We start from the raw sequence: 25,707 nt of genomic DNA on the forward strand, positions 1-25,707 counted from the left end.
CATTCACGATCCGGACGAAAAAAAGCCCGGTGCGGCTTGGGACCTGACACCGGGCAAAGGCAGGGCTATTGGCAATCACCCTGCGGGGAAACTTGATGCCGGGATCCCGTTCTCGGCATGGGACGTCACGGCTTGCGAAGCCGCGTAAATCGCGTACCTGAATGGGTCCTGGCCGCCCGCGCCAGATGCATACTTGGATCATCTAGAAAGCCGGCCTCCAGCGCGCTCACCACATCGCCACGCGTCAGTCCGATATCTGTGAGTTGCTGATCGGTCATGTCCGTCAGCTTGTTCACGGCCATACGGTTCATGATGGAACGCGCGAGTTTCGCCATGCCATTGAGAGCCACGTTCCAACGCGTCTCAATCGAGACTCCGGGGGCGGCAATCTGCAATTCCATTTTCCGTTCTGCCGTGCGCATGACAAGGTCCTTCCGATTGGGCACGTAAAGATGTCGCTTCATGCTCTCGCACGAAGACACTGGTGAGGTTGAGGCCGCCGCTCGAAAGCGTTGACCAGGTTGATCGGATGTCTTGAGCGTCAAAATGTCGCAAGTCTATTGATCAGTCCAACGAATGTTTCTAATGTCAGATATCAATTGCTCTTATGGATGGCTGCTTTGACCGCTCCGCTCGATATTGACCAGCTTCATACGTTCATCGCCATTGTCGATACGGGCAGCTTCACCAAGGCTGCGGACAGGGTGTTCAAGACACAATCTGCAGTCTCGATGCAAATGCGCAGGCTTGAAGAGCGGCTAGGCAAGCAGCTTTTCGCCAAGGACGGGCGTGGCAACAGGCTGACGGCGGAGGGTGAGAAGCTGATGCATTATGCTCGCCGTATCATCCGCCTTAACAACGAGGCGGTTGCAGCCTTCGATGACAACCGGCTGGAAGGGACGTTACGCATTGGCACGCCTGATGATTATGCCGACCGTTACATGCCCGAGATCATAGGGCGCTTTGCCAAGACGCATCCGAATGTCGAGCTTTACATCGTTTGCGAGCCGTCGATCAGCCTTGCGGAGAAGATGGCGCGAGGCGAACTCGACATCGCTCTTGTGACGCATAATCCACGGACGCGGGTATCGGACATCGTACGTACCGAGCCTCTTTGCTGGGTCACGTCGGCAAACCATCCCTTGCGCGATGATGCGCCCGTGCCGCTTGCTGTCGGGCGACGCGATTGCCACTGGCGGCAGCTTGCCTGCTCGGCTCTCGATGCCGATGGCCGGGATTACCAAGTCCTGTTCACCAGCTGGTCTTCCACCGTGATTGCCGCTGCCGTTCTTGCCGGCATGGCGGTCTCGGTCCTGCCGGAATCCACACTTCGAACCGGCATGCGGGTGCTGACGTCGGCCGATGGCTTTCCGCCTCTGCCGCCGGTACAGATCGGCCTGATGAAGCGTCCCGGGCTGTCGCCCTCGCTCATCAATGCCATCACCGATCACATCACTGCGTGCCTCGACAATATCACGCTCAGCCCTCCCCCTGAGGAGTTGGACTCACGCGTGAAGATGCTGCCCGGTATGCAAAAGCTCAAATCCACCTACGTCGCACCGGGCTGGTAAGCTCTCGCGCCTCTTTCTTGGTTGATAATTCCAGCTTTCGAAGATGAGCTTTTATTGATAGGAAACTCCTATCATGCTTACGCTTAGACAGATGCGATATTTCGACTGCCTCGCACGCACCCTGCATTTCGGCAAGGCGGCGGCCGAAGCCCATATCAGCCAGCCGGCGCTTTCCGTGCAGATCATGGATATGGAGGAGCATCTCGGTGTCAAACTTGTGGAGCGCAGTCGCGGCGATATCACCATCACCCCCAAAGGCGACGAGGTCTTGCAGCACGTGCGGGCCATTCTTCTGGAGGTGGAACGGCTGGAAGAAGCCGCGCGAAAAACCTCAGGCGCCCTGGAAGGGTTGGTTCGAATTGGGATCATTCCTACCATAGCGCCCTATCTCGTGCCGAAACTGGTACCGCATCTTCGCGCGCATCATTCCCTGATCGAGATCGAACTGAAGGAGACCGTCACCGACCGTCTTTTATCGGATCTTTCCGCTCGCAAGCTGGATGCGGTGATTGCCGCGATCCCGGTGGAAGGGGAAGGGCTGGAGACGTGCCACCTGTTCACCGATCGCTTCTTCATGGCGACCGCAAAGAGCGACGACAAGGTTCTTGTCTCCCCCGTCAATGAGGGCCAGGTGGACATGGACCGGTTGCTGCTGCTGGAGGAAGGGCACTGCCTTCGCGATCAGGCACTGGCGGTCTGCGGCACCGCGGGCAAGCGCAGCCTCGTCAACTACGGCGCAACCTCGATGGCGACATTGCTGCAGATGGTGTCGCATGACATGGGAATGACGCTGATTCCGGAAATTGCCATTCCCACGGAGACGATGCGAAACAATCTCCGCATCGTTCCCTTTGCCGATCCGGCCCCAGCAAGGGAGATCGGCCTTGTCTGGCGCATGGCGAGCGGACGCAAAGGCGACATCGCCGCTCTTGCCGATGCCATCAGGCAATCTATCCGCTAGGCTCGCAATTCCTACTCTAGCGCGAGCCAGATGAAGAGCCATCCCCACATCAGAAGCAATGCCACGAAACCTGTGATGAAGGCCGGACCGCGGTAGCGCAGCCGGTTGCTGGTGACGTGGATGTAGGAATGGAAAATGCGCGACAGAACGAAAATCCAGCCGAGCACGATGGTAACGATATTGTCCGCATCCGTGATATATAGCAGCAGACACGCCGCGTGGAAGAGCATCGGCAGCTCGAACTGGTTGGCAATGTTCTTGTTGACCAGCTTGCTTTCCGGCGCCTCCTCGCCCGCATCGCGGAAACGGCGCACGGCGTCGCCATCGACAAAGGTAAATTTCTTGCGGCGATATGCCAGCAGCCCATAGAGCCAGAACACCAGAAATGCGTGAGCGATCATTGGCCAGAACATGGCAGTCGTGGGCGACATACTTCTTCTCCTATCAACAAAGACGCTCTCCAAACAGGGTTTGGAGAGCGTTCAAATCATCTCAGTCTTTTACCCGAAGCAGGCAGCAGATCAAACAGCGCCCGGATAGTTCGGGCTTTCGCGGGTGATGGTCACATCATGCGCGTGGCTTTCACGCAAGCCGGCGCCGGAGATGCGCACGAAAGTGGCACGCTCCTGGAAATCCTTGATTGTGCCACCGCCGACATAGCCCATTGCCGCCTTCAGGCCACCAGCCAGCTGGTGCAACACGCCGGAGACAGGACCCTTGTAAGGAACCTGGCCTTCGATGCCCTCCGGCACGAGCTTCAGCGTATCACGCACTTCTGCCTGGAAGTAACGGTCTGCCGAACCACGCGCCATGGCACCGACGGAACCCATGCCACGATAGGCCTTGAACGAGCGGCCCTGATATAGGAACACTTCGCCTGGACTTTCATCCGTACCCGCCAGCAGCGAGCCGATCATCACGGCGGATGCGCCTGCCGCTATTGCCTTGGCAAGGTCGCCGGAGAACTTGATGCCACCATCGGCGATCACCGGAATGTCTGCCGCATGCGCTGCTTCGACGGCGGACATGATGGCCGCCAGTTGCGGAACGCCAACGCCTGCGACGATGCGCGTTGTGCAGATCGAGCCTGGGCCGATACCGACCTTGACGGCATCCGCACCAGCATCGATCAGCGCCTTGGTGCCAGCCGATGTCGCAACGTTGCCGGCGATGACGCGAACCGAGTTCGACATCTTCTTGACGTGGCTGACAGCATCGAGAACACGCTGCGAGTGACCATGCGCCGTGTCGACCACGAGAACGTCAACGCCTACCTCGATCAGACGCTCGGCGCGCTCGATGGCATCGTCACCGACGCTGATGGCTGCTGCGGCACGAAGGCGGCCCTGCGCATCCTTCGTCGCATTTGGGTTCAACTGCGACTTCTCGATATCCTTGACGGTGATGAGGCCAACGCAGTTGCCCTTGCCGTCCACCACAAGCAGCTTTTCGATGCGGTGCTTGTGCAGAAGGCGGCGGGCTTCCTGCTGGTCGACGCTGCTTTCCTTGACGGTGACCAGGTTTTCGCGCGTCATCAATTCGTAAATCTTCTGCGCAGGGTCGGAAGCAAAACGCACGTCGCGGTTGGTCAGGATGCCGACGAGACGACCAATCTTATGGCCGCCGCTGCCACCATTTTCCACGACCGGAATGCCGGAAATGCCGTGTGCCTTCATCAGCAACTGGGCTTCAGCCAGCGTTGCGTCCGGGCCAATGGTCACGGGATTGACGACCATGCCGCTTTCGAACTTTTTAACCTGACGAACTTCTTCGGCCTGTTCGATCGGGGTCAGGTTACGATGAATGACGCCAATGCCGCCGGCTTGCGCCATGGCGATCGCCAGGCGGCTTTCGGTGACCGTGTCCATCGCGGAAGATAGAATGGGAAGGTTGAGCTCGATATCGTGCGCAATGCGGGTCGCGATATTCGTCTGGCCGGGCATGACTTCGGAGTGCCCCGGCTGGAGGAGAACGTCATCGAACGTCAGCGCGTCGAGACCAGTGGGAGTTTCAATGATGCGTGCCATGGCCAAATTCCTTCAGTATGAAATGCATGGCCGATCCGGAACGAATGTTCACCCCGACGGTCCTGCAAAGGATTGCTTGGAAGTTGGCGAGGGCTGGTAACACGGTTATGACGGGAAGGGAATAGAGAAAACCGGGAAACATGTGCGATGCACCATGTTGCCGATTAGCCGCGGCTTTATCGACCGCGGCTTAGGAGTTCTCTCAGATGCGTCTGCCGATCAGATGTCGAACTGGTAGGATTTGGGCACGAACCTGTATCCAGTCTCGAGCTTCTCTGCATAGCCGACAGACGGGAACGGCATGTGATAGCCGAGGAACGGGACGCGATCGGTCGACACCATATCGAAGACTTTCTTGCGGGTCGCCGCAGCGACGGCTTTATCCATATCGAAGCGGACTTCCCAATCCGGCCGCTGAAGCGACAGGACAAAGTGGTTTGCCGTGTCAGCCGTCAGGATCAGCCGCTTGCTGCCGGATTCCACGTTGAAAATCATATGGCCCGGCGAGTGGCCAAAGGCTGCGATGGCGGTGATGCCAGGAACCACCTCAGCGCCGTCATCGATGAATGTCGCCTTTTCCGCCAGCGGCTTCACGTTAGCGAGCACCGCCTTGTGACCACTTTCAGCGGGCGTGCCGGCACGCTTTTCATCCGTCCAGAAATCATACTCTTTCTGGCCGAAGACATAACGGGCCTTCGGAAAGGCTGGCTTGCCCTTCTCCATCAGTCCGCCGATGTGATCTCCGTGCATGTGGGTCAGGACCACGACGGTGACGTCGTCCGGCGTATATCCCGCAGCAGCAAGACCCTCGAGCAGACGGCCATTGCCGGCTTCGCGGCCCTGTTCGCCGAAGCCGGTATCGAAGAGCACGAGGTCCTTGCCCGTATTGATCATGGCAGGAGAAAAGCTGTTGACGAACTGGTCGGTGGGCAGGAAATTCTTTTCCAGCAACTCCGCTACAGTTTCCGGGCTCTGGTTCGTTCCGAAGGTTTCACCCGGCTTGCCGGAAGGACGAGCACCATCCTTGACAACCAGAACTTCAAATTCTCCCAGCTTGAAACGGTTGGTTTCCGGCGGCATCGCGTGATTGATCTCCATAGATGTCTGGGGCTGTGAAGTCTGAGCAGCCGCTGCTCCGCTCAATACGAACGGCGCGACGGCGCCCGCGCCTGCCGTTCCCAGAAGTGTGCGTCGGCTGATATTCATCCTGTCCATCGTGAAAGTCTCCGCTTGTGGGGTCCAAGGAGTTTAACGAGCGTCTAGGTATTTCGGTTCAGTGGCAAGCTCTCACAGCGTCGTGAAGGCGGTAGCGTGCCAATCCTTGCCAAATGTTTAGTTGGCAAGTCGAGATACCAGGAGTAGTAAGTGGTTCGAACTTTTGCCGGTGCGGGGTGGGCCGCAATCAAGCCATGAACAGAATCATTCCGCTAATCCTTGCCGTCGCCCTTTTCATGGAGCAGATGGATTCCACTGTCATTGCGACCTCACTGCCTGCAATTGCCAAGGACCTGAATGTCGGCCCCATCACGCTGAAGCTCGCACTGACCGCTTATATGGTTTCGCTTGCTATTTTCATTCCCATCAGCGGGTGGATGGCCGACAAGTTCGGCGCAAAGAAGATTTTCCGTTTTGCCATCGCAATCTTCGTGGTCGGCTCGATCTGTTGTGCGGTCTCAGGCTCTGTCGTCGAATTCGTCGTATCACGTTTCCTGCAAGGCATGGGCGGCGCGATGATGACGCCGGTCGGTCGTCTCGTTCTGCTGCGCACCACCAAGCGCACCGATCTCGTTTCCGCCATGGCGCTTCTGACCATTCCGGGTCTTGTCGGCCCGCTGACGGGACCACCCGTCGGTGGCTTCATCACCACGTACTTTTCCTGGCACTGGATTTTCCTGATCAATGTCCCGATCGGTATTATCGGAATCTGGCTTGCGACGATCTACCTGCCGGAAATCGAAACTACCAATCCGCCACCGATGGATATCGCCGGCTTCGTGCTGTCCGGCCTTGCGGCCTCCGGGGTTGTGTTCGGCTTTTCTGTGGTCAGCCTCCCCGCTCTGCCGCCCTTTGTGGGCATTGCCTCCATCATCATCGGCTTCGTCTGCGGCGCGCTTTATGTTCGCCATGCAAAAATCCATCCCGCGCCGATCCTGGATTTCAAGATCTTTCGCAACGCCACATTCAGAACCGCCTCGATCAGCGGCACAGTGTTTCGCATTTCGACCGGGGCTATACCGTTCCTGATGCCGCTGATGTTGCAGATCGGGTTTGGCCTTAACCCGTTTCAATCGGGCATGATCACCTTCGCGGGCGCCATCGGCGCGATCACCACCAAGTTCATGGCACGGCGTGTTTTCGCCGCAACCGGCTTCAAGGGAACCCTGCTCAGCGCTGGCATCGTCGGCGCCTGTACAACGCTTGCCAACAGCTTTTTCACGCCCGAGACGCCTTATTCGCTGATCATGATCTGTCTGGTAACAGCAGGTTTTGCTCGGTCGTTCTTCTTCACTGGCACCAATGCGCTCAGCTATTCCGATATCGACGATCGTCAAGCCAGCCAGGCGACATCGATGGCGTCCGTTTTGCAACAGATCAGCCTGGCGCTTGGCGTAGCCTTTGCGGCATCGATCCTTGAGGTCAGTGCCTACTTCTCAGGTCGCCACCTCGAGCTTGCCAACTTCCATCTGGCATTCATGATTGTCGCGATGGTATCGCTGTTTGCCACACTGCCGCTTATGGCGATGGATAAAGGGGCGGGCTCTGAAGTGTCAGGCCACAGACGCAAAGTCTCACAGCCTGCAGAATAATTCTAAGCGTCCGCCGCCTCTGACGTGACCGTCTTGCGGCCCTTGAAGTGCTTGGCGAGCAGGAACATCTCCACCGATTCGGACCGCGACGAGGCGGGCTTGATGTGGATGACCTGCTTGAAGTTCTGCTTCAGCATATCGAGCAGCTGCTTCTCCGTGCCGCCCTGAAAGGTCTTGGCAAGAAAATGCCCGCCTTCGGCCAGAACCTGAACGGCGAAATCGGCTGCGACCTCGCACAGATGCATGGTGCGGATGTGGTCGGTCTTCTGGTGGCCGGTGGTGGGCGCTGCCATATCGGAAAGCACGAGATCTGGCGTGCCGCCGACGGCTTCCATCAAAAGCTCCGGTGCTTTCGGATCGAGGAAGTCGAGTTGCAGAATCTTTACGCCAGGTATGGGATCGAGTTCCAGAAAGTCGATCGCGGCAACACGGATATCATCCTCGGTGGAATCAGTCACCTTGGCAGCGATCTGCGACCAGCTGCCCGGCGCTGCACCCAGATCGATGATGCGATGCGCATCCTTCAGGATCTGATGCTTATCGTTGATTTCCAACAGCTTGAAAGCCGCGCGCGCACGGTACCCTTCAAGCTTGGCGCGCTGCACGTAAGGGTCATTGATATGACGCTCCAGCCAGCGGCGAGACGAGGCCTTCAGCTTCGTCTTCTTCACCTTCTGGCCAATCTTGCGTCCGGTACGGTTGGTGCTCGTGGGCGCCTTGCTCATATCAACCCTTCCGCTCTGTTCTGCCATGCGTCTGTATACGGCGTAACCTGTTACGGCGCCATGCGCCATCATCTGCCATCATATCGGTCAACAGGCCTTCGCGCAGCCCGCGATCTGCAACCCGCATGCGCCGGGCGGGCCAGCGTCTGCGGATCGCTTCCAGGATTGCGCAACCGGCCAGAACGAGGTCTGCACGATCCGGCCCGATGCAGGCATTGGCAGCGCGACCGGCAAAGTCCCAGGCCAAGAGTTTTTCCTGCATAGCCGTGACTTCGGCATCGGATAGCCACAGCCCATCGACCTTGCGGCGATCGTAACGCGGCAAGTCGAGGTGAACTCCGGCAAGCGTCGTCACCGTGCCGGACGTACCGATCAGATGGAAGTCATCAGGCGTCGACTGATCTGAAAGCGGCGGGCAGTGAAATGCGCCGAGCAGTCCTTCGACTTCTGTTACCATCGCCTCAAAGACTTGAGGCGTCACATCGCGACCACCATGGCGCTCCGAGAGCGTCACCACGCCGACCGGCAATGAGGTCCAGTGGGTGATGTGGTTGGCAAGCCGGTTCGAGCGGTTTTCGTTCAACCGGATGACAGCTATTTCCGACGAGCCGCCGCCAATATCGAACAGCACGACGGAGCGGGCTTCACGTCCCACCAGGGAAGAGCAGCCGGAGACGGCAAGGCGCGCTTCCGTCTCACGACTGATAATTTCGAGGTTGAGGCCTGTCTCACGCGTGACACGTTCGAGAAACTCTTCGCCATTCGTCGCCGCACGGCAGGCTTCGGTGGCAATCAGCCGCATGCGACGGATAGGCCGTCCGGCAAGCTTTGACGCGCAGACCTTCAAGGCTTCAACAGCCCTATCCATCGCGTCATCGGAAAGGCGACCGGTGGAAACCAGACCTTCCCCGAGGCGAACGATTCTCGAAAAAGCATCGACCACGCGGAACTGGCCCGGGCGTGTCGGCTGCGCAATCAGAAGGCGGCAGTTGTTGGTGCCGAGATCGAGCGCGGCATACATGTCGGCGCTGGGTTCGAAGGCCTCGCGTCCGCCCGCATGCCGCGAATGCGCAAAGCCTGTGTGCTCGACTGCCACCGCTGCACCATTGGCGCCTGCGCCATTCTGCTTCGCAACAGGCCGGGGCGCCTGGCTCGGCACCAGTGGCCTTCCCTGCGGATCACGATGCGGGCGCTTGCGATTGCGCGATTTTTTCTTTCCGGATGGAAACTGGTCGGTACGCGCCGATAGGTCCGGCTTCAAACCGTCTGCCGCAATGCCTGGATGTGCTTTCTGAGCGCCCTGCCCGCCGGAACGCCGGCGGCGTTTGCGTTTGCGCGGCTCCGTTCCAGGCTCGATACCGCCTGGTGGTGGAGCATCCTGACGGGAGTCGGCAATATGCAGCTGCGGCAAAGCAGACGCGGAACGGTTCTTGCCGCCTCGCTTGCCCTTGCCACGACGGGAACGCTTCGCCTTCCCTTTTTCTGCCACCGACGCCCCTGGTTCCGACGGCTTTGAGCCGTTGCCGGGGTCAATCACTGTTTTTTCCACTCCGCCGCGCAAAAGCCCGAAGGCATGCCGCTGGCGTTCATAAGGTTACGTTGGGGAGACCTTACCAGTATGTGACATTCTAGCCAACCGATTTTTGGTCGCGCGCAAAATCGTGCATGTCATTTCGGACAAGGATGAACAGTCTGCAGGGGATAGATCAAAAAGAAAAATTCTCTTCTCCCCGCAAGTCGGTGTGACGAATTGACTAACGGGGAGAAGAGAATGGTACGGTTGAGTGGGGTCGAACCACCGACCTCAGGTGCCACAAACCTGCGCTCTAACCAACTGAGCTACAACCGCACAAAAGACGCTTTCGCGTTACGGGGCTCACATACGGGGAGTTTTTCCCTTTTGCAAGTCCTTCTCTAATTTTTGCGAAAAAACCCATGGAAAGCAAGTCTGTTTTCCCGGGTTGGGCCATCACCCGTAACGGTGGAGCTCCGGTCCATGTGATATTAACTCTATTTCCCAATTCCCAGCGGCGATTATGGACCCAGCGGCCCTGTGAAGTTATTTAAGATTCTGTTAACGTCACGCCGATGCAGGCTGTGTTGTGCCTCATGAGGAGGCCGTGCGGCAGCGAAGGTCACGTAGTGCCAAAGTAGGTTCCGACATGCCCGCCGTTCAGTACCCGTTTATCGACATAGCCGTTCATGAGCGCGTGCGGGAAAAGTTCGCCAATGGCGAGGCGCTTGCGCTGTTCTCGATGGACCTCAAAAATGCGCTTTGGGCTAATGGCCGCGGTGCTGCTCTTTTCGGCGCAGCGATGATCTATGATTTCATCGAGCATGGGCCGAAGGTGCAGGACGTGGCGTTCCGGCAGGTCGCCGGTGCGGCAAGCAGGCTGCATGCGATCGGTGATCGTCAAAAATTCATGATCCGCATTCTATCCGGCTTCCGCAGCGTGGCGGTGTCTGCGGCTCTCGAAGTCATCGAAGTGGGGCCGAAGCAGCCGCTATTGCTGTTTTCGGCCGTACTGGACCAATCGATTCCGTCGCTCGAAGATCGCGCGAGCCGGATGATCGAGGGTTTCGACGATCCCGATATTCATATGGCGGTGATGGATGATACCGGGGCGACGATTGCTGCCTCGCCCAGGTTCGGCGATCTTGCGATCGCGCCGCAGACCGCCCGAACGCTGATCTCCATGGCGGCGCGCCACGGGAGTAAACTGGTGAAGCGTCCCGTCCCTACCGGCAAGGGATATATGCCCGCAGCCACCGCGCAGTTGACACAGGACCCGGCCCTCAATCTGGTCTTCGTGGTTGAAACCGCGCTCGGCACGCTCGACCCCTCCTCCGATTTTATGGAGGTGCGGCCCGAAACCCAGATCGAGATTGCCGAAGAGAGAGCGGAAACAGCGCCAGAACCATCCCTCGCGCAGCAACTGGCGTTCGAAAGCGTTCTCGATGCAGTCCAGCAGATCGAAGAAACGGACGAAGCGCGGCAGGACGCGGATGATGACAATATTGCCGACGCGCTTTTTGACGAGGACCTGTCGGTTTCACTCGCCTACAAGCAAGATACGGACGAAGAGTTGGAGGTGTCTGAGAGAGCTTCCCCCGCAGACGATGTTGCGACGGTAGACGACGACGAGCGGCAAGTGGCTACGACACCCGACGAAGGTTCCAGCTACAGCGAGCCTGTCAGTGTCGACGAGGATATGCGGACGCCGGAAGAAGGCTCTTCTCAATCGGAGAATGACAAGGCGGTTGAAGATGTGTCGCCTACGGGTGCGCGAGCCGAAACGCAAGTCGATGACAAAGGTCCGGCGAGCTCTTCGCGCTTCGAGTTTGACCCCAACGGTCGAGCAAGTCGCTTCGTCTGGAAAATCGACGCAGCCGGGTGCTTCAGTTCCATTTCGCATGAATTTGCAGAAGCCGTCGGACCGAAGGCGGCTGCCGTCGAAGGCATGAGCTTTTCCGATCTCGCCGCGCTCTTCAATCTTGATCCGGAAGGCAAGATTGCCGAGCTGCTGAAGCGTCGCGACACGTGGTCGGGCAAGACGATCTTTTGGCCGGTGGAAGGCACTTCCCTCGCGGTCCCCATCGATCTAGCAGCGCTTCCAACCTATACTCGCACGCGCGAGTTCGATGGCTTCAGAGGATTTGGTATCGTTCGTGTCGCGGATGCGGTCGAAGATCCGCATGCGGCAGGGCTTGCCTTGAGTGGAGAACCCTATCCGGAAGATCAGGAAAGTGAGGAGAGCGAGGAGCGCACGGTCGATGCGGGTGCATCTGAAACCGTTGAGTCACCAGCTCAGCCTGAAACCGTTCCTTCCTCTTTCGAGAGAGAAGCAGATGACGTTTCGGCTGAAGCGGAAACCGGGTACCCTGTTCAAGACACGCAGCAGAAGCGTTTTCACCAACCGCCGGAGCATGAGGTTCCGGTGCTGAAAATAGCTGAGACACAGGGCCGGCGCTATTCCGACAAGGTCGTGCGCATCGAGGAGCACCGCAATCGCCGCGATGGTCTGAGTGCCAGCGAAGAGGCAGCGTTTCGTGAAATCGGACGGACCTTGAAGCCCGTCGAGGCTGAGGACGATAAAACTTCTGTTTCGCAAGCGGCAAAGTCGGATTCTCCTCTGAGCGAAAATGCGGTCGAAGCAGCTGTTGACGACGCCGTCGCAGCGTCGCCAGAGGTCGAAGAGCCGCATATCCAGGCGGATGATAACGCGCCCATCGACGTCATTGCCGACGAAGAGGCAGCGACGAAGACCGATGACGATGCGTTCAAGGACTACACGCGCGGAGACGCGCCTGTCGCTTTTACTCATCCGCCAATCGGAAGCCGCATGATCGGTAAGGATGGCGACAGCGAGGAAGCGCAGGTCGCGCCAGACAATGAAGAGCAAGGCCATGGCGAAGATGAAGTGGCAGTCGCGCTATCCTCTCGTTTGACGACGGGATTAACGGCCGAAACCGTCGACCAGATGCCGGTTGCTCTTCTCATCCACAGCGGCGATCAGTTGATCCACGCCAATCCGGAATTTCTGCGTCTAACCGGCTATGGAGATGTTGAGGAACTGGCGGCGCTCGGCGGCCTGGATGCGCTTCTTCAGCGGGATGAACTGGAAACGTTTTCCGAACAGAGCGGTGGCATGGTGGCCGTCAGTGCCGAGAACGAACTCATCCCTGTGAGGGCAAAGCTCCAGTCGGTCCGGTGGGAAAACGCCAGCGCCCTGATGCTGTCTCTCATCCCGCTTGAAGGCGCGCGTGATTCCGTCACCCCGCTCGAGGCTTCTGCGCCTGAAGAGGCACATGATGCCGCGCGGATGAAGGGAGAAATCGAGGAGCTTCACTCCATCCTCGAAACGGCGACGGACGGCGTGGTTCTAGTGGGCGAAGACGGGAATATTCGCTCGCTCAACCGCTCTGCCAGCGCCCTCTTCAATTACGACAATGCCGAAATCGCCAACAGGCCATTCGTTACGCTGTTTGCGCATGAAAGCCAGCGCGCCATTTTGGATTATCTTTCGGGCCTTGCCAATAACGGTGTCGCCAGTGTGCTGAATGATGGTCGCGAAGTCATTGGCCGCGAAGCCTCCGGTGGCTTCCTGCCATTGTTCATGACGATCGGTAGGCTCAAATCCACCAACGGATATTGCGCAGTCATCCGCGACATCACGCAATGGAAGCGCACAGAGGAAGACCTGCGCAACGCAAAGCGCGCTGCGGAAACCGCCAATGCGCACAAGACCGATTTCCTGGCCCGCGTCAGCCATGAAATCCGCACACCGTTGAATGCCATCATCGGCTTTGCCGACATGATGGCGACCGAGCGGTTCGGACCGATCGGCAATCCGCGCTATATCGAGTATTCGAACGACATCGTGCGGTCCGGCCGCCACGTCCTCGATATCGTCAACGATCTCCTGGACATCTCCAAAATCGAAGCCGGGCAGATGGATGTGGACTTCAAGGCGGTGGTGCTCAACGAAACCATAGCAGAAGCGGTTTCTCTTGTTCAGCCACAAGCCAACAATCAGCGTGTGATCATCCGTACGGCATTGTCGCAATCGGTGCCGCCTGTCGTGGCCGACCTGCGCTCAATCAAGCAGATTCTGCTCAACATCCTGTCGAACGCTATCAAGTTCACGCCATCCGGCGGCCAGATCGTCGTGTCCACAGCCTATGAGGCAAATGGCAGCGTGGTCCTGCGCGTCCGCGATACAGGCATCGGCATGACGCGCTCGGAACTGGAACACGCCATGAAACCGTTCCGTCAGGTGTCGGCATCCAGCAGTCGGGTACGCGGCGACGGCACGGGTCTCGGGCTCCCTCTGACAAAAGCGATGGTGGATGCCAATCGCGCCAATTTCGCCATCACCTCGACGCCGAATGAAGGAACTCTGGTGGAAATCAGCTTTCCATCGCAGCGGGTTCTTGCGAATTGACACGGTGAGGGACTAGCAACATCCGTGGTCAACGAATGCACGACTACGGAGGGACAAACGCCTTGCAGCCATCCGAACATTCAAGCCTCGCATCAATGCGGAGTGGACCGCGTTTCAGCCCGCTGATGATCGCGGCGATGCTTCTCTCTGCGCTGGTCGCAATGCCGCTCATCGCCATTATCGTCATCGCCCTTACGGGCGGCTCCGTTGGCTGGCAGCATCTGCTCGTCAACGTGCTGCCTCGGTCGGGTGCACAAACGCTTCTCCTGCTGGCGATGACCGGTGCCTTCACCACGATCGTCGGCGTGACGACGGCCTGGCTCGTCAACATGTTCGACTTTCCCTTCCGGCGGCTGCTGTCGTTTGCTCTGGTGTTGCCGCTTGCGATCCCATCCTACCTCGCAGCTTATGCCTTCGGCGAGTTTCTGGATTTTGCCGGACCGGTGCAAAGCGGTCTGCGCGCGCTTCTCGGCTATCAGACCATCCGGGATTACTGGTTTCCCGATATCCGCTCGCTCGGTGGGGCCGTGCTGGTGCTGGGCTCCGTGCTCTATCCTTACATCTACCTGTCGGCGCGTGCGGCCTTTGGGTTGCAGGGGCGGTTCGCAACAGATGCGGCAAGGACACTTGGTGTGGGGCCGCTACGGCTTTTTCTATCGGTGCAGTTGCCGATGGCACGCCCTGCGATCATCATCGGCCTCGCGCTGGTGATGATGGAAACGCTGAACGATATTGGTGCCGTGGAGTATCTCGGTGTCCATACGCTGACGTTTACGATTTACGAGACGTGGCTGAACCGCGGCAATCTTGCAGGTGCAGCGCAAATTGCCGCGTGCCTTGTCTTCATCGTCGCGGCTTTGATTGTCATCGAGCGCAGAGCCCGCAGACAACAGCGCTTCGCCGCCGGCAAGGCGACAACGATGCATCAGCGGGCGGCCAGAGTTAAGCTCGCGCCCATGAAAGCGTGTCTCGCCAGCCTCGCCTGCACCCTCCCCTTCCTTTCAGGCTTTGCGGTTCCCGTACTCGTTCTCGGCAGCTATGCGCTCAAACGCCTGAATAGCATCACCGATCCGAAACTGTTCAAAGCGCTCCTCCATAGTTTTGAGGTTTCCATTCCCGTCGGGCTTCTCACTCTTTTGGGCGGATTTCTGTTGGCCTATGCGCAACGGGAGCGTCCCGCATGGCCAACACGTTTTGCGGTTCGCCTCGGCTCGCTCGGATACGGCATTCCCGGCACGGTACTGGCGATCGGCGTACTGATCCCACTTGCCGGCCTGGACAATGCCGTGGACGGACTGATGCGCGCCGATCTTGGCATTTCGACCGGCCTCCTCCTATCCGGCACGGCCTTTGCCATTATCTATGCCCATGGGGTGCGTTTCATGACGCTTGCAGAAGGCACGGTCGATGCCGGCTTCCAGAAACTGTCGCCGCATCTCGACATGGCTTCGCGAACACTTGGTCGCACGCGGCTTCAAACATTGTTGGGTGTACTGCTTCCCAACATCCGGCCCGCCGCAATTACAGCATCTCTTCTGGTGTTCATCGAGTCGCTGAAGGAACTTCCCGCCACGATGATGCTGCGGCCGTTCAACTTCAATACGCTGGCAACGCTGGTCTATGAAAGCGCTTCGCGCGCGCGCGTCCAGGATGCGGCACTTCCGGCGCTCGTCATCATCGCTGCTGGACTTGTCCCGGTCGTTTTCGTTTCGAGCGCTCTGGATACTGACGCGCAAAAAAGAGGCAGCTGACGCTGCCACTGAATTTGTGCTTTCAACGAGAGTAGGATCTAAAAATACATCATGTTTTTTGGAGCCACCGGCTCTCCATCCGCTCATTGAATGGACCCGCGTTGAACCCAGTTTTGGACAATTCAATTTAAGAGAAGGTTAAAAACACATCCAACCATTGACGGGCAACAAATCCTAGCGAGTGCCAGCTCGCCGCAAACAGAGTGGATTTATCAAATCGTTGCGAAGCTTCAAGCATCATAAGCTCTGCAGCACAGCGATGTTTTCGAAATACGAAAGCGCTTCCGGATTGGCCAGCGCTTCCTTGTTCTTGACCGGGCGTCCATGGACGACATCACGAACCGCAAGTTCAACGATCTTACCGGATTTGGTTCGCGGGATATCGGCAACGGCAATGATCTTCGCCGGAACATGGCGCGGCGAAGCGCCCGTTCTGATACGGTTCTTGATCCGTGCAGTGAGGGCATCACCGAGCGCGACGCCTTCTTTCAGACGAACAAAGAGTACCACGCGCACATCGCCGTCCCAATCCTGGCCGATGCACAACGCTTCCAGCACCTCATCGATCGTATCGACCTGGTTGTAAATCTCGGCTGTACCGATGCGCACGCCGCCCGGGTTCAGGGTCGCGTCCGAGCGTCCGTGAATAATCAGCCCGCCATGGGCGGTCCATTCGGCGAAGTCGCCATGACACCAGACATTCTGGAAACGGCTGAAGTAGGCTGCGCGGTATTTCTCTCCATCCGCGTCGTTCCAGAACATGATGGGCTGGCAGGGAAAGGGAGCGGTGCAGACGAGTTCGCCTTTTTCGCCGTGAACAGACTGGCCCGCGTCGTCCCAGACGTCCACAGCAAGACCAAGCCCCGGACCCTGAATCTCACCTTTCCAGACCGCCTTTACCGGATTGCCGAGCACGAAGCAGGAGACGATGTCGGTTCCGCCTGAGATAGATGCAAGCTGTATGTCGCTTTTGATACTATCATACACGAAGGAGAAGCCTTCCGGCGACAGCGGCGACCCCGTAGACGTGACGAGCCTGAGCGCCGAAAGATCATGCGTCTTTCCAGGCTCAAGACCGGCCTTGCGTACCGCGTCGATATACTTGGCTGAGGTGCCGAAGACCGCAAACTGTTCCTTCTCCGCATAGTCGAACAGCGCGTTGCCGTCGGGTGCGAAAGGCGAACCGTCGTAAAGACAGAGCGTGGCGCCGGAGGCAAGCCCGGTTACGAGCCAGTTCCACATCATCCAGCCGCAGGTGGTGAAGTAGAACAGCCGCTCCCCCTCCTTCAATTCACAGTGGAAACGATGTTCCTTCAGGTGCTGCAAAAGCGTTCCGCCGGCCGAATGCACGATGCATTTCGGCACTCCGGTGGTGCCGGAAGAAAAGAGAATGTAGAGCGGGTGGTTGAAGGGCTGACGGCTATAGCGCAGCTTTCTACCGCGATAGGCCCGAATGAAATCGTCATATCGAACAAGGCCCGGCTCATCCGTCCGATCTGCATCGGCGGCAGAACCTGCATAGGGCACGAGAAGTAGCGTGACGCCAAGTTTCTCAGCCACGGCTTTCGCCTTACCGACGACCTCCTGACGTTTGCCATTGTACCAGTAGCCGTCACAGGCGATGAAGAGTTTCGGGCCGATCTGGCCGAAACGGTCCAGCACACCCTGCTCGCCGAAATCGGGTGAACATGACGACCAGACCGCACCGAGCGATGTGGCTGCCAGCATCAGCGCGACCGTCTGCGGCATGTTTGGCATCATGGCGGCGATCCTGTCGCCGGGCGCGATACCCTTATCGCTAAGCGCTTGCTGCAACCGCGAGACTTCCTCGCTTAGCCGATCCCAGGACCAGCGCTCGTCGGCCTTGTCTTCGCCACGAAAGATAATGGCATCTTCAGGCCCGCTGCGGATCAAGAGATTTTCGGCGAAATTCAGCTCGGCATCCGGGAAGAAGCGCGCCTTCAACATATCTCCGCGTTCGATCAGAACTCGTGATCCCGGCTCTCCGATGACACCGCAATAGGCCCAGACTGCGCTCCAGAAGGCTTCGGGCTCATCCACTGACCAACGGTGAAAGGAATCATAATTTGCGAAGCTCGATGCGTATCGATCGGCGCACCATTGCATGAATTGTGTCATGGGCGATTGCGCAATACGCTCGGCCGAGGGCACCCAGAGTGGATTTGTATCAGTCATTGGTGGCCTCCTCCCGCCCCAGTCACGATACGCCTTTGTCGGGCATGCTGAATATCATTCAGCCTTTGGCAGCGGCATGCTCATCTCTCATACGCTGGAGCTCGTTCCGCTTGGATGTGATCGAAGCGCAGATCACCCCTATCGTCACCAACGCAATGAGGATGGTGCAGATCGCGTTGATTTCCGGTGTCACCCCCAGTCGGACCTGCGAATAGATCTTGATCGGCAGCGTTGTGGCGCCAGGCCCCGTGGTGAAGCTTGCGATCACGAGATCGTCCAGCGACAGGGAAAATGCCAGCATCCAGCCTGCAACGACCGCTGGCAGAATGAGAGGCAGAGTGATGCGGAAGAAGGTCTTGACCGGCGGGCAGCCGAGATCGAGCGCTGCCTCTTCCAGGCTACGGTCGAACGTCAGAAGCCTGGACTGAACGACGATCGCTACGTAGCACATGGTGAAGGTCGTGTGAGCGATGACCACCGTCCAGAAACCGCGATCGACACCAATAGACACGAAGAGAAGCAAGAGAGACAGGCCGGTGATGACTTCCGGCATGACGAGCGGCGCATAAATCATTCCGGAAAACAATATGCGGCCCGGGAAGCGCGCAAAGCGTGTCAGCGACAGGGCGGCTAGCGTCCCAAGGATCGTTCCGATGGTAGCGCTCAGAACTGCCACGCGCACGGTGATCCATGCCGCATCCATCAGCCCTTCATTCGACCACATGGCTTGATACCAGTGAAATGAAAACCCGCCCCAGACGGTCACCAGCTTCGAGGCATTGAAGGAATAGATCACCAGGATCAGGATCGGGATGTAGAGAAAGGCGAAGCAGAGGGTGAGGATGGTCGTGTCGAACTTACCGCGTTTCATCGCTCATCCCGCCTTTTTCTGCTGGTTCTGGAAGATGGCTATCGGCACGACCAGCAACAGCAAGAGCAGGACGGCTACCGCCGAGGCAAGCGGCCAATCGCGATTGCCGAAGAATTCGGTCCAGAGTGTCTTGCCGATCATCAGCGTCTGAGCGCCGCCGAGAAGATCGGGAATGACGAACTCACCGGTGATCGGAATGAAGCAGATCATCGAGCCTGCCACCACACCTGGCAATGATAATGGGAAGGTAATTTTCCAGAAGGCCTTCCAGGGCGGGCAGCCAAGATCGGCGGCAGCTTCCAGAAGCGTGTTGTCGAGTTTCTCCAGAGCCGAATAGAGCGGCAGCACCATGAAGGGAAGATAGGAATAGACGATGCCGATGAAGACGGAAATCTCGGTGCGGAAGATGTTGACCTGCTCGTCCGGGCCGAGAATTCCAAGCGTCTGGAACAGAACCGTCAAAAGCCCTTCCGGCTTCAAAATGCCGATCCAGGCGTAAACGCGGATCAGAAACGACGTCCAGAACGGCAGGATGACAAGCATGACCAAAGTCGGGCGAATGTGGCTCGGTGCCCGCGCCATGGCGAGCGCCATGGGGTAGCCGATCAAAAGAAGCAGCAGCGTCGAAATGACCGCGATCCGCAACGAGGACAGATAGGCCTCGATATAGAGCGGGTCTTCGGTCAAAAACAGGTAATTGTCGAAATCGAGTTGCGAGAAGAACTCCCCGATCCGGCTGAAGCCTTCGAAGACCGGCACATAGGGCGGCATGGCAATGGCCGTATCGGAGAGCGATATCTTGACGATGATGAAGAAGGGGGCCGCAAAGAATAGCAGGAGCCAGAAATAGGGAACAGCCACCACCAGCCATTGCAGTGGATTCCGGCGGCTTTCAGGAGAAGGGATCGCCATCTGTCACTCTCCTATCGGGTCAGAACAAGGCCGGAATCGGTTTTCCAGGTTAGCCAGACTTTGTCGTCGAATGTGATGGGGCGATCGACGAGGCGCGAGACATTGGCCTGGGCGGCGCGCATGATGCGACCATCATCCAGCTTGACGATGAAGATGGAGAAATCCCCGAGATAGCCGATGTCCCAAACCTCGCCATGTGCGACATTCATCGTTCCATCGGCAGGCGCATCGAGCGAGATGCGAACCTTCTCCGGGCGAACCGCAAAAGCGACCGGGCTGCCAACGCCGGCGGCGCAATCCTGCTCCACCGTCACCTTCAGGCCTTCGCAATCCAACATTACCTGCGCGGGCTTGGCTTCGGCAGGCGTTTTGCTCTCGACTTTGGCTTCGAAAATATTGATGTCACCGATGAAGTCGGCCACGTAGCGGCTATTCGGCGCCTCATATATTTCGGCAGGCGTTGCCACCTGAACGACGATGCCCTTGTCCATAACCGCGATCCGGTCCGAAACCGTCATGGCTTCCTCTTGATCGTGGGTAACGATCAGGAAGGTGAGGCCGAGCGTCTGCTGCAGATCCATGATCTCGAACTGGGTTTCTTCACGTAGCTTCTTGTCCAGCGCGCCAAGCGGTTCGTCCAGAAGAAGAACCTTTGGCCGCTTGGCAAGCGACCGCGCAAGAGCTACACGCTGTCGCTGACCACCCGAAAGCTGGCTCGGCTTGCGCTTGGCAAATTCCGTGAGCTTGACGAGGCGCAACATTTCGTCGACGCGCGCAGCGATGTCGGGTTTCGGCAGGCCATCCTGCTCCAGGCCGAAGGCGATATTCTTCTCCACCGACATGTGAGGGAAGAGTGCATAGGACTGGAACATCATATTGGTCGGACGCTTATAGGGCGGCACGCCGGAAATGTCCTTGCCCTGCAGCAGAATGCGACCAGACGTCGGCTCCTCGAAGCCTGCCAGCATGCGCATCAGCGTGGTCTTGCCGCAACCCGATGGTCCCAGCAGCGAGAAGAATTCGCGCTCGTAAATGTCAAGCGTCAGATTATCGACGGCGGTGAAATCACCAAACCGCTTGGTCACGTTTTCGAACCGGATGAAAGGTACCGAGGAGGGGTCTGTCCAGGGAGAGAATTTGCGTTTTACCGGACCGAGTGATTTCGCCATGACCTGCTCTGTGTTGTTTCGCGAAAAGGGCGGAACGTCAAAGGGGCAGGCTTTCACTGCCTGCCCCTTCTGTCCAAATACGGATCAGCTTCCGGTTTTTATCTGGGTCCAGACGCGGTTCAGAACGCGCTGCTCACGCGGCCCATAGGGCGAGATGGTGAAGAGCTTCTTCATCGTCGCCTCGTCTGGATAGACGGAAGGGTTTTTCGCAACCGCTTGATTCATCACCGCCTGGGAGGCCAGGTTACCGTTTGCATACTGGACGAAATCTGAAGCCTTGGCAGCAACTTCCGGCTTCATCATATAGTTGATGAAGGTGTGTGCCGCCTCGACATTCTTGGCGTCAGCAGGAATGGCGAAGGAATCCATCCAGATATAGGTGCCTTCCTTCGGAATCACATAATTGACCTCGACGCCGTTCTTGGCTTCTTCTGCACGGGTTTTGGCCTGCAGGATGTCGCCGGACCAGCCGATGGTGATGCAGCTATCGCCATTAGCCAGCTCATCGATATAGGCCGATGAGTTGAACGTCTTCACGTAAGGGCGGATCGCTTTGTAGACATCGCCGCCAGCCTCGAGATCGGCAGTGTCCTTGCTGTCGGGATTCTTGCCGATGTAGTTCATGGCAATCGCAAAGGTCTCGTCGGAAGCGTCGAGAATATTGATCCCGCAGGATTGCAACTTCTTGGCATTTTCCGGCTTGAACAGGACGTCCCAGCTGTCGATCTTCACGTCACCCAATGCGGCCTTCACTTTGGCGACATTATAGCCGATGCCGGTGGTGCCCCACATATAGTTGACGGCATATTCATTGCCGGGGTCGTACTGCGCCAGACGCGTGGTGATTTCCGGCCACATGTTCTTGAGGTTCGGAAGCTTCGACTTGTCGAGCTTCTGATAGACACCGGCTTTGATCTGGCGTGCAAGAAAGGGCGACGTGGGGGCTACGACATCGTAGCCGGAATTGCCTGCCAGGAGCTTCGTCTCCAGCACCTCGTTACCATCATACACGTCATAGACGACCTTAATGCCAGTCTCCTTGGTGAAGTCCTCAAGGATCGAAGGGTCGATATAGTCCGACCAGTTATAGACGTGGACGACCTTTTCCTGGGCAAAGGCAGCGCCGGCAGAGAGAACGGCCGTGGCAAAAGCCAGAGTGAAACGAAGCGATCGGTAACTCATGATTTCTCCTGATGTGGCGCATGATGAGAAACTGCGCAAACCCCTTTGTTTTGTCGTGAGACTAAAAAGGAAAAGCTGCCTCGGCAAGCAGAAATGTGCAGTGCGAAAATTTCGAGCAAAGGACGCTGTGGAGCAAATATGCACGACCCACCACCCATCACCGCAAAAGCCCCGCGGCGCCGGTTTTGCCGGGCCACCCGATGGTATCGTTGCGAAAGCCGGGGCCCTATTTTTGCGCCCATAAGTCGATCCAAAAGGGTCGGGCGTCGTTAATGTGTCCAGCAGAAGACACGGCGTTCTATTGGAAATCGAAGACGCTGAGACCGGTCACCATTTCGTCGAGACCAAGCGGGCGCGTCAAAGGCGCCTCCGCACGCGATAGACATCCCTGCCTCTCGCAAAGCCTGCACGACGGCCCAATAGCGATGGCAAGGCCCGACGCGCCGGCGGCATCGCCATAGACGATCTCCTTGGCATGCGCCATCTCAACCACCAACATCAATGCAGTACGGCGCACCCGCTCGCCGAAGCCTGCCTGCGGTCCTTCGAGCGTGCGCGAGATGGTCACATAGGTTTCACGATCCGGCATCTGCACGCTTTCGACCAGAACCTGCCCCGGCTGAGCAAAAGCGGCATGGATATTCAGCCGAGGACAGAGGCCCCCGAACTTTGCCTGCGGAAAGCCTTGCGCTCCGGCCTTGCGGAAGCGGTTCCCTGCACTGTCGGTTTCCATCATGAAGAACGGTAGCGCGTGCGACCCCGGTTTTGCCAGGGTAACGAGGCGATTGGCCGCCTGTTCAAAAGACACATTGAAGCGCGCGCGCAGCACATCGATATCGTAGCGCGCCCGTTGGGCCGCAGCCAGATAGGGCGCATAGGGCATCATCAAGGCATGTGCGGCATAGCGCGCCAGCTCGAACCGGGCGATGCGCCGGGCTTCCTCACCGGAAAGCGCAAGCCCCTCCAGCTCCTGCGCTATTTCCGAAGTCAGCGCGAGCAGCGAGACCTCCATGGCCAGTTCGCGAAGCTGATCGTGGCCCGAAAGCCGCTCGGAGAGAAACAGACGCATGGAGTGCCGGTCATAGCGGCGTCTAAGGTTCGGCATGGCATGCACGGGCAGACTACGCACGACGATGCCATGGTTTTTCTGCAACCACGACCTCAACGCCGAGGTCAGATCGTCGCCAGCGCCGAGCGTGGCGTGGAAAGCCTCTGCCGCCGTGTCGATGACATGGAAATGTCCGGGCCTGCTTTCGAAGACTTGCCGGACCTCATCAATGGGCAGGCGGGCAGCCGATAGGGTCGTCTGATGCCCCTCGCGCGCCAAGAGTTCGGAGAGATCGCTTAAACGCTTCGCCTGCTCGCTGTAGGCTCTGTAAAGCTTGACGACACCTATGGCAGCATTCGGCGCGGCTTCCGCAACTTCAACCAGCTCCTGGGGTGAAGGGATCTCATCCGCAAGCAACGGATCTGCAAAGACTTCCCGCAGCTGGCTGGTAATGCCACCGCTTTCGCCTTGCAAATCGTCGAGATCGAACTTGTAGACGGATGCGAGCTTCAACAGCAGCTGCACCGTGAGCGGCCGCTGATTTCGTTCGATGAGATTGAGATAAGACGGAGAAATGGACAATGCCTCCGCCATGGCAGTTTGCGTCAGCCCCAAGCCGTTGCGCACCCGTCGCACCCGTGGCCCCGCGAATATCTTGGTCTCCGCCATCATCCCCCACTTTTAACAAAAGCTAACAACGTTACAGCAAAGATCGTATTTACTAAATTTACAATTTTACACGCGCCTTCTGTCAAAGACAATACATCATAACTCGTTTCAAGTCACTGTTTTTCCTTTTCATATAGCCATTCGAAATCGAGAGATGTAAATTCTGTCACATCAGATCGATGCAGCTCAAGATAAGCAGCGGCGACGAAGATCGACAGCACATAGACATGGGAGAGAGAGATGACTGATTTTTACAAGCTTGTTCCAAACGCTCCACAGGGACGCTTCGATGGCGTCGAGCGCACCTATGCGGCGCAAGACGTTTTGAAGCTGCGCGGCTCGATCGACATCCGCTACTCGCTGGCCGAAATGGGCGCGAACCGCCTTTGGACGCTCATCAACGAAGAAAGCTTCGTCAATGCACTCGGTGCGCTTTCCGGCAACCAGGCCATGCAGATGGTTCGCGCCGGTCTGAAGGCCATCTATCTTTCGGGTTGGCAGGTTGCGGCAGACGCAAACACCGCATCCGCCATGTATCCTGACCAGTCGCTCTATCCGGCGAATGCCGCACCTGAACTTGCCAAGCGCATCAACCGTACGCTTCAGCGCGCCGACCAGATCGAGACCGCCGAAGGCAAAGGTCTTTCGGTCGACACATGGTTCGCGCCGATCGTTGCCGATGCCGAAGCCGGCTTCGGCGGTCCGCTCAACGCCTTCGAAATCATGAAAGCCTTCATCGAGGCGGGTGCGGCGGGTGTTCACTACGAAGACCAGCTGGCATCGGAAAAGAAGTGCGGTCATCTGGGCGGCAAGGTTCTTATCCCGACGGCGGCGCATATCCGTAACCTCACGGCGGCGCGGCTTGCGGCAGATGTCATGGGTGTTCCAACCCTCGTCATCGCCAGAACAGACGCGGAAGCGGCAAAACTTCTGACATCCGATATCGACGAGCGGGATCGACCCTTCGTCGATTATGATGCCGGTCGCACCGTCGAGGGTTTCTATCAGGTGAAGAACGGGCTTGAGCCCTGCATTGCCCGCGCCAATGCCTACGCGCCCTATTGCGACCTTATCTGGTGCGAAACGTCCAAGCCGGATCTGGAGCAGGCCCGCAAATTCGCCGAAGGCGTTCACAAGGTTCATCCCGGCAAAAAGCTTGCGTATAATTGTTCGCCATCTTTCAACTGGAAGAAAAACCTGGACGATGCGACGATTGCCAAGTTCCAGCGCGAACTTGGCGCCATGGGCTACAAGTTCCAGTTCATTACGCTTGCCGGTTTCCACCAGCTGAATTACGGCATGTTCGAATTGGCACGCGGCTACAAGGATCGCCAGATGGCCGCCTATTCGGAGCTTCAGGAAGCGGAATTTGCAGCCGAAATCAACGGCTACACCGCAACAAAGCATCAGCGGGAAGTCGGTACAGGCTACTTCGATGCGGTCTCCGTCGCAATTTCCGGCGGCACCTCATCCACCACTGCCATGAAGGAATCGACCGAGCACGACCAGTTCCGCCCGGCCGCAGAATAACCGCTGAAGCTCAGACGCTTTGGATCTTGTTTTAACGCATGCCGTCATTCAGCCAGTTTGCGGCATGCTCTTTGAGGAGGAAAGACAATGGCTTCGATTTCGAGAGTTAGAGAACGGGCAGAAGAACAGTCCTCTGCCATGACGCAGGACCAGCAGGCTGCTATCCGCATGCTGGCAAACGATCTCCACCGCCTCAATCAGGCGGTCATGAATGCGGTCGAGGCAGGCATCTCCGTCGAGCTCGTCCGCTCTGCCCGCCATCACGGCGGCGACGGGAACTGGGGCGATCTGCTGATCCCGGTCATCGTCGCGCAAAACAAGGCTGCGGCCTAAAGCACGTCGC

The 25,707-nt window shown here is 57.9% G+C and carries 19 protein-coding genes and 1 tRNA gene; 7 read left to right on the forward strand and 13 right to left on the reverse strand.

All coding sequences use genetic code 11. From position 1 onward, the window contains the following. Positions 1–125 precede the first annotated feature (125 nt). On the reverse strand, positions 126–422 hold the full coding sequence (locus QZ869_RS00230; RefSeq protein WP_296101957.1) for a DUF1127 domain-containing protein: 297 nt from the start codon (positions 420–422) through the stop codon (positions 126–128). 198 nt (positions 423–620) lie between these two features. Between QZ869_RS00230 and QZ869_RS00235 the strand changes: the two genes are divergently transcribed. Together QZ869_RS00235 and QZ869_RS00240 are read left to right on the forward strand one after the other, a co-directional pair. Further along, positions 621–1,571: a LysR substrate-binding domain-containing protein gene (locus QZ869_RS00235; protein ID WP_296015639.1), complete on the forward strand. Its 951-nt coding sequence runs from the start codon at positions 621–623 to the stop codon at positions 1,569–1,571. Positions 1,572–1,644: 73 nt separating this feature from the next. Then, a complete protein-coding gene (locus tag QZ869_RS00240; protein ID WP_296074939.1) occupies positions 1,645–2,532 on the forward strand; it encodes a hydrogen peroxide-inducible genes activator in 888 nt (295 codons plus the stop codon). Between the two features lie 11 nt (positions 2,533–2,543). Here QZ869_RS00240 and QZ869_RS00245 read toward each other — a convergent pair whose 3' ends face one another. The 3 genes from QZ869_RS00245 to QZ869_RS00255 all read right to left on the reverse strand — a co-directional run bounded on the left by QZ869_RS00245 (position 2,544) and on the right by QZ869_RS00255 (position 5,774). Next, positions 2,544–2,945 carry an MAPEG family protein gene (locus tag QZ869_RS00245; protein ID WP_296015690.1) on the reverse strand — a complete coding sequence of 134 codons (402 nt, stop codon included), beginning with the start codon at positions 2,943–2,945 and terminating at the stop codon, positions 2,544–2,546. A gap of 108 nt (positions 2,946–3,053) precedes the next feature. Further along, positions 3,054–4,559 (reverse strand): IMP dehydrogenase, encoded by a 1,506-nt coding sequence (gene guaB, locus QZ869_RS00250; RefSeq protein ID WP_296015641.1) that lies wholly within the window; start codon positions 4,557–4,559, stop codon positions 3,054–3,056. 219 nt (positions 4,560–4,778) lie between these two features. After that, positions 4,779–5,774 (reverse strand): MBL fold metallo-hydrolase, encoded by a 996-nt coding sequence (locus tag QZ869_RS00255; RefSeq protein WP_296101959.1) that lies wholly within the window; start codon positions 5,772–5,774, stop codon positions 4,779–4,781. A 194-nt stretch (positions 5,775–5,968) separates the two neighbouring features. On the opposite strand from QZ869_RS00255, the gene QZ869_RS00260 reads away from it, so the two are divergent. Further along, positions 5,969–7,366, forward strand: a complete 1,398-nt coding sequence (locus QZ869_RS00260) for an MFS transporter (protein ID WP_296101961.1) — start codon at positions 5,969–5,971, stop codon at positions 7,364–7,366. A gap of 2 nt (positions 7,367–7,368) precedes the next feature. Here QZ869_RS00260 and QZ869_RS00265 read toward each other — a convergent pair whose 3' ends face one another. The 3 genes from QZ869_RS00265 to QZ869_RS00275 all read right to left on the reverse strand — a co-directional run bounded on the left by QZ869_RS00265 (position 7,369) and on the right by QZ869_RS00275 (position 9,940). Then, the gene (locus QZ869_RS00265; protein ID WP_296101962.1) at positions 7,369–8,091 is read right to left on the reverse strand and encodes an RlmE family RNA methyltransferase; all 723 of its coding nucleotides are present in this window, start codon (positions 8,089–8,091) and stop codon (positions 7,369–7,371) included. Position 8,092: 1 nt separating this feature from the next. Next, positions 8,093–9,628, reverse strand: coding sequence for a Ppx/GppA phosphatase family protein (locus tag QZ869_RS00270; protein ID WP_367115302.1), 1,536 nt, complete (start codon positions 9,626–9,628; stop codon positions 8,093–8,095). 235 nt (positions 9,629–9,863) lie between these two features. Further along, positions 9,864–9,940: transfer RNA gene (locus QZ869_RS00275), tRNA-His, on the reverse strand. 313 nt (positions 9,941–10,253) lie between these two features. Between QZ869_RS00275 and QZ869_RS00280 the strand changes: the two genes are divergently transcribed. Together QZ869_RS00280 and QZ869_RS00285 are read left to right on the forward strand one after the other, a co-directional pair. Continuing rightward, positions 10,254–14,036, forward strand: coding sequence for an ATP-binding protein (locus QZ869_RS00280; protein WP_296101966.1), 3,783 nt, complete (start codon positions 10,254–10,256; stop codon positions 14,034–14,036). Positions 14,037–14,161: 125 nt separating this feature from the next. Further along, positions 14,162–15,787, forward strand: a complete 1,626-nt coding sequence (locus QZ869_RS00285) for an iron ABC transporter permease (protein ID WP_296102045.1) — start codon at positions 14,162–14,164, stop codon at positions 15,785–15,787. 237 nt (positions 15,788–16,024) lie between these two features. Here the strand turns inward: QZ869_RS00285 and QZ869_RS00290 are convergent, their stop codons facing one another. From QZ869_RS00290 to QZ869_RS00315, 6 genes are all read right to left on the reverse strand, one after another. Then, positions 16,025–17,983, reverse strand: coding sequence for an acetoacetate--CoA ligase (locus QZ869_RS00290; protein WP_296101967.1), 1,959 nt, complete (start codon positions 17,981–17,983; stop codon positions 16,025–16,027). Between the two features lie 58 nt (positions 17,984–18,041). Continuing rightward, a complete protein-coding gene (locus QZ869_RS00295) occupies positions 18,042–18,854 on the reverse strand; it encodes an ABC transporter permease (protein WP_296039041.1) in 813 nt (270 codons plus the stop codon). A gap of 3 nt (positions 18,855–18,857) precedes the next feature. After that, positions 18,858–19,766: an ABC transporter permease subunit gene (locus tag QZ869_RS00300; RefSeq protein WP_296015656.1), complete on the reverse strand. Its 909-nt coding sequence runs from the start codon at positions 19,764–19,766 to the stop codon at positions 18,858–18,860. Between the two features lie 11 nt (positions 19,767–19,777). Beyond that, positions 19,778–20,935 carry an ABC transporter ATP-binding protein gene (locus tag QZ869_RS00305; protein ID WP_296101969.1) on the reverse strand — a complete coding sequence of 386 codons (1,158 nt, stop codon included), beginning with the start codon at positions 20,933–20,935 and terminating at the stop codon, positions 19,778–19,780. Between the two features lie 84 nt (positions 20,936–21,019). Next, positions 21,020–22,117, reverse strand: coding sequence for a polyamine ABC transporter substrate-binding protein (locus tag QZ869_RS00310; RefSeq protein ID WP_296039045.1), 1,098 nt, complete (start codon positions 22,115–22,117; stop codon positions 21,020–21,022). Positions 22,118–22,415: 298 nt separating this feature from the next. After that, positions 22,416–23,834 (reverse strand): short-chain fatty acyl-CoA regulator family protein, encoded by a 1,419-nt coding sequence (locus QZ869_RS00315; protein WP_296101971.1) that lies wholly within the window; start codon positions 23,832–23,834, stop codon positions 22,416–22,418. A gap of 240 nt (positions 23,835–24,074) precedes the next feature. Between QZ869_RS00315 and aceA the strand changes: the two genes are divergently transcribed. Continuing rightward, positions 24,075–25,364: an isocitrate lyase gene (aceA, locus tag QZ869_RS00320; protein WP_296101973.1), complete on the forward strand. Its 1,290-nt coding sequence runs from the start codon at positions 24,075–24,077 to the stop codon at positions 25,362–25,364. Between the two features lie 87 nt (positions 25,365–25,451). Beyond that, the gene (locus QZ869_RS00325; protein ID WP_296015665.1) at positions 25,452–25,697 is read left to right on the forward strand and encodes a hypothetical protein; all 246 of its coding nucleotides are present in this window, start codon (positions 25,452–25,454) and stop codon (positions 25,695–25,697) included. The last annotated feature ends 10 nt before the right edge of the window (positions 25,698–25,707 follow it).

Origin of the sequence: uncultured Agrobacterium sp., assembly GCF_913777885.1 — a bacterium.
Classification (GTDB): Bacteria; Pseudomonadota; Alphaproteobacteria; order Rhizobiales; family Rhizobiaceae; genus Agrobacterium.